The following is a 3,513-nucleotide window of genomic DNA, read 5'->3' on the forward strand; positions in this document are numbered from 1 at the left end:
GATCCGGAGCCGCCAGGCTGGGGACCTTGTTGGCGAGGGACGCTCCGGATCTGTGGCTCAGCCAGGCCGGCAGGCGCGGGGAGGGTTGCGGCCGGCCCGAGGGTCCGCGGCGGCCTTTCTTCCGCGCCCGGACTTGCCTGAATTGACCCCCGCATTCGCGATGGATCAGGCTCAGGGCTGCCTTGAACTGATCCCCGCATGCGCGACGGATCGGGCTCAGGGCTGATCGTATTCAGTCTCGCGATTGCCTTCTGCAAAACGGGCCTCCCTTGGCTGATGGGGAACCGATAAACCACAAACGATTAATTAGTCTACACCGCAAACGAATAATTACAGGTTTGTAATTTATGAGAGTAGGGTTCTGCTGGCAAAGTGAGGGCAACCTGGGAGAAGGCTGTGTCACCAGAGATGTTTGGCGTTTACAGGGCCGCGCTGCTGCTTCTCGTGAACGCCGGTTTTCTGGTGCTCATCGTCATCGTACCCGCGACACTCTTTGCAAGTTGGGCGCTGATCAGGAGGCTGCCGCTTCGCGGCCGGCTGTTGGTGCCAGCCGACACGTTCGGGCGCGGATGCTGGATTGTTTCTTGGCTCGGCCTCGCTCTGACGCCAGAGATCGAGCTGGGGCAATTTAGCTGGGCGATGGTTGCCGGCTCATCTGTCGGGCATTTAGCGGCGCTTTGGGTGCAGTCGGAAGCTGTCGACCGGCTCTATGAGCCCAAGGAGCCTTGGGAAATCTAGCGCTTAGGCGGCGTTCCCTGACCGGTTCTTAAGGCTGCGAAATGTGGCGATTACGACCGCCGCATCATCGGGGTTATTACGCATCCAATAGATCAGGGCGCGCTCTTCATCGGTCAGGCCGTCCCCCTGCTCGATGAAGTACGCCACAGGCCTGCCGAGCAGAGCAGCAATCGTCACCAAAAAATCAATGCTGACAGGCCGCCGGCCCGTTTCGTAGCGATGCACCGCGGCCTGAGACGTGTTCAGCTTTTCGGCAATCTCCATCTGCGTCCAGCCAAGCTCGTTTCGAGCTTCGCGCATCCGGCGGCCGACGAAGTGAGAATGTTGCAGGTCTCGCGCTTCCATCCTTGCAGTTTCGGGCAGGTCGCGTTGCCTAGAGAATGCCGTTTCCGGTTTAATTTGGAAAAAAGAGGGTTGCGGCTCTAAGCAAATCACACCAGCCAATAAACCGGAAACGATTATTAAGGCTAGGTCAGTGTCGAAAAAAACTTCCCCGATAACCCGTCTGGATTACTGGCGCAGGGCCAACGGTCTGACCACACGCGAGCTCGGCAGGCGGCTCGGCGTCGCACAGATGACGGCCTGGCGATACTGCGCCGGCAAACAGCATCCGCAGTACCGTGACACGCGCTGCCGGCTGGAACTCGTCACGGATGGGGTGTGCGATGCCGCCAATTATGCCGATCCGGTCGATCCCGAAACCGGCGAGGCGATCGAGGCGGCAGCCCTGAGCGAGATCCATCGCGACAGCGGGGATCAATCCAAGAAGGCGCTCGCCTCATGAGCCCGGCGCTGGTGCGATATCTCGAGGCGGGCCATGAGCTCGCGCTTGCGGTCGAAGAGTTGATCGAGACGCGCGGCGCCTGCGCGAGGGGCCGGCTGGCCAATGCTGTCTGGCTGGTCGGGAAGGCGCAGCGTTCCGTCTCGATCGGCGGGACCCGGCCTGTCTTCCAGGACACGATGGCAATCTATCGGCGGGTCGACGGGCTGCGCCGGCTGGTTGCGGCCTGGCATGCGAGCCCTTCGCCCTTCGGGGCGCATATCGAGGATCTTGCCGACCTTGCCGGCCCGTGCCGGATCGTGAAGCGCGCGCACCGCGAGGCTTTTGCTTTTGATCCCTGCATGGCCGCTGCCGCGGCCGCCCAGGCTCACATCCGCACCCACCACCATCCTCGCGGCGAGCGCAGCCCTGAGCCCGATCCATCGCGAAGCGAAGCGCAGCGGGGATCAAACCAGAAAGGAGAGCCCCATGGGTAAGCATGGAGAACACAACAGCTATGATCTGCGGCTCGAGCGCGCGGCCTTCTGGCAGCTGCGCTCGGTGATGGAGGTCAGCCCCGGCCGCGACATTGAGCTCGCGCATATCAGCGACGATTTGCTGGCGCTGGACGAGGCGAAGAACGGGCCCAATCATGCGGCGATCATCACTGCCTCGCCGCACCGCTATACCGGGCTTGCCTGGGAGTGCCTGGCGCGCCATTGGCGAAACGATCCCGGCAGTCCGTCGAGGCGTCACGCGCTGGCGCTTGCCTCGGCGCAGATCCTCGATGCCTGTCTCGACCTGCCGCAGGTGACCGTCGACCGGCTGCGCAAGGAAGCGCGCGAAGAGATCACCGACGTGCTGGCGCGCTTCGATATCGAGGCCGGCCGGTCCGGCGCGCATCTCGATGTGTTTGCGAATGAGGGGCGGAGAGCGTCATGAGTGTAGAGGCTTTACCCCCCCCCGCCGGCAAGAGCCGATATCAGCACATTGTCGACGAGGCGACGCGCCGGACCGTCGACGAAATGAAAATCACGCTGCCGCAGACGGCGCGGCGCGCTGCCGAGATCACGGTGGACCTGATGATCGCTGAGGTTCTGACAATTCTGAGTGAGGGCGCGTCATGATGAGCGCCGTGACCGCAGAGGCTTGCGCGCAGGCATTGATCGCCAGTGCGAGAGAGGGGGCGGCTGACCTTTCGGTTCTGAGGGATCTCGATCCGGAGGCCTTGCCGGAAGATGTCTGGTTCAAGTGGCGCTGCCTGGCGGCGACGGCATTGATCCATGTCGGCTACGATCCGGACCAGGTTCATCGCGTCATGGAGATCGAGAGTGTTCGTGTTCCAAGCGAGGCCTGGAAAATTCCCAACCTTACCAGCGCTTCACGGGCTTCGGCAGCCGTTCTGAAGCTCAGCGAACGCGCGCTCTATCCGCGCTGCGAGGTCTAGCCATGTCGAGCACTTATGAAATCTGCCGGGCGATCCGTCATCTGGAGGCCAATCCGCGCGACCTGATGGGCATGCGCCGGCTCGACAATCATCTGAGGCAGATGCCGGCGGCGCAATTCATTCATGGCGCGCGTGACAGCCGGATCGCCGCCTCGATCTACAAGGCGGCCGGCAATGTGGTGAGCCTCTGGCATGAAGAGAGCGAGCGGGCCAACTGGATCTCGATTGCCTGCTTCCTGGTCAAGCGGATGGAGAAGCCGAAAAAGCTGCCAAAGCCGAAGCGCGGCGCGGGCGCGGACCTGAAGGCGCGCGCGGCCGGGGAGGCGGGATGACGCCGCTTGCCTTTCGTCTCAATCTGCGCCGGGCCGAGGCGCTGTCGCGCCAGATCATCCGGGCGCACGGCCTGCCGGTGCGCAATGTCAAGACGCTGCCGGCCTTCCTGATGGCCGAGGCCTTCGATCTTCGCAATTCCGTGCTGCGCCGGCACACGCGCCAGAAGCGCTCGGCCTGTTCGAAGATGCGGGCGCGCTGGGCCGATCGCTGCGACGCCGATCCGGCGCTCGAGCGG

General features: G+C 63.3%; 9 protein-coding genes. 8 read left to right on the forward strand and 1 reads right to left on the reverse strand.

All coding sequences use genetic code 11. From position 1 onward, the window contains the following. Positions 1–396: 396 nt before the first annotated feature. Positions 397–738, forward strand: a complete 342-nt coding sequence (locus tag WA989_RS05255; RefSeq protein WP_424339454.1) for a hypothetical protein — start codon at positions 397–399, stop codon at positions 736–738. A 3-nt stretch (positions 739–741) separates the two neighbouring features. Here WA989_RS05255 and WA989_RS05260 read toward each other — a convergent pair whose 3' ends face one another. Then, positions 742–1,083 carry a helix-turn-helix domain-containing protein gene (locus WA989_RS05260; RefSeq protein WP_424339455.1) on the reverse strand — a complete coding sequence of 114 codons (342 nt, stop codon included), beginning with the start codon at positions 1,081–1,083 and terminating at the stop codon, positions 742–744. Positions 1,084–1,213: 130 nt separating this feature from the next. Here WA989_RS05260 and WA989_RS05265 point away from each other — a divergent pair, with 130 nt between their 5' ends. The 7 genes from WA989_RS05265 to WA989_RS05295 form a co-directional block, all read left to right on the forward strand. After that, positions 1,214–1,522: a helix-turn-helix domain-containing protein gene (locus WA989_RS05265; protein ID WP_424339456.1), complete on the forward strand. Its 309-nt coding sequence runs from the start codon at positions 1,214–1,216 to the stop codon at positions 1,520–1,522. Next, complete coding sequence (locus tag WA989_RS05270) at positions 1,519–1,995, forward strand: hypothetical protein (protein ID WP_424339457.1); 477 nt, start codon at positions 1,519–1,521, stop codon at positions 1,993–1,995. Before WA989_RS05265 ends, WA989_RS05270 begins: the two co-directional genes overlap by 4 nt. Further along, positions 1,988–2,440 (forward strand): hypothetical protein, encoded by a 453-nt coding sequence (locus WA989_RS05275; protein ID WP_424339458.1) that lies wholly within the window; start codon positions 1,988–1,990, stop codon positions 2,438–2,440. Before WA989_RS05270 ends, WA989_RS05275 begins: the two co-directional genes overlap by 8 nt. Next, a complete protein-coding gene (locus WA989_RS05280; RefSeq protein ID WP_424339459.1) occupies positions 2,437–2,625 on the forward strand; it encodes a hypothetical protein in 189 nt (62 codons plus the stop codon). The genes WA989_RS05275 and WA989_RS05280 overlap by 4 nt, the downstream gene beginning before the upstream one ends. Next, positions 2,622–2,945: a hypothetical protein gene (locus WA989_RS05285; RefSeq protein WP_424339460.1), complete on the forward strand. Its 324-nt coding sequence runs from the start codon at positions 2,622–2,624 to the stop codon at positions 2,943–2,945. The genes WA989_RS05280 and WA989_RS05285 overlap by 4 nt, the downstream gene beginning before the upstream one ends. Positions 2,946–2,947: 2 nt before the next feature. Then, positions 2,948–3,277 carry a hypothetical protein gene (locus WA989_RS05290; protein WP_424339461.1) on the forward strand — a complete coding sequence of 110 codons (330 nt, stop codon included), beginning with the start codon at positions 2,948–2,950 and terminating at the stop codon, positions 3,275–3,277. Beyond that, positions 3,274–3,513, forward strand: a 240-nt coding sequence (locus WA989_RS05295; RefSeq protein ID WP_424339462.1) for a hypothetical protein, incomplete at its 3' end; no start/stop codon positions are given. The genes WA989_RS05290 and WA989_RS05295, both read left to right, overlap by 4 nt.

The sequence above is a fragment of the Henriciella sp. genome (assembly GCF_049649345.1).
Lineage (GTDB): Bacteria > Pseudomonadota > Alphaproteobacteria > Caulobacterales > Hyphomonadaceae > Henriciella.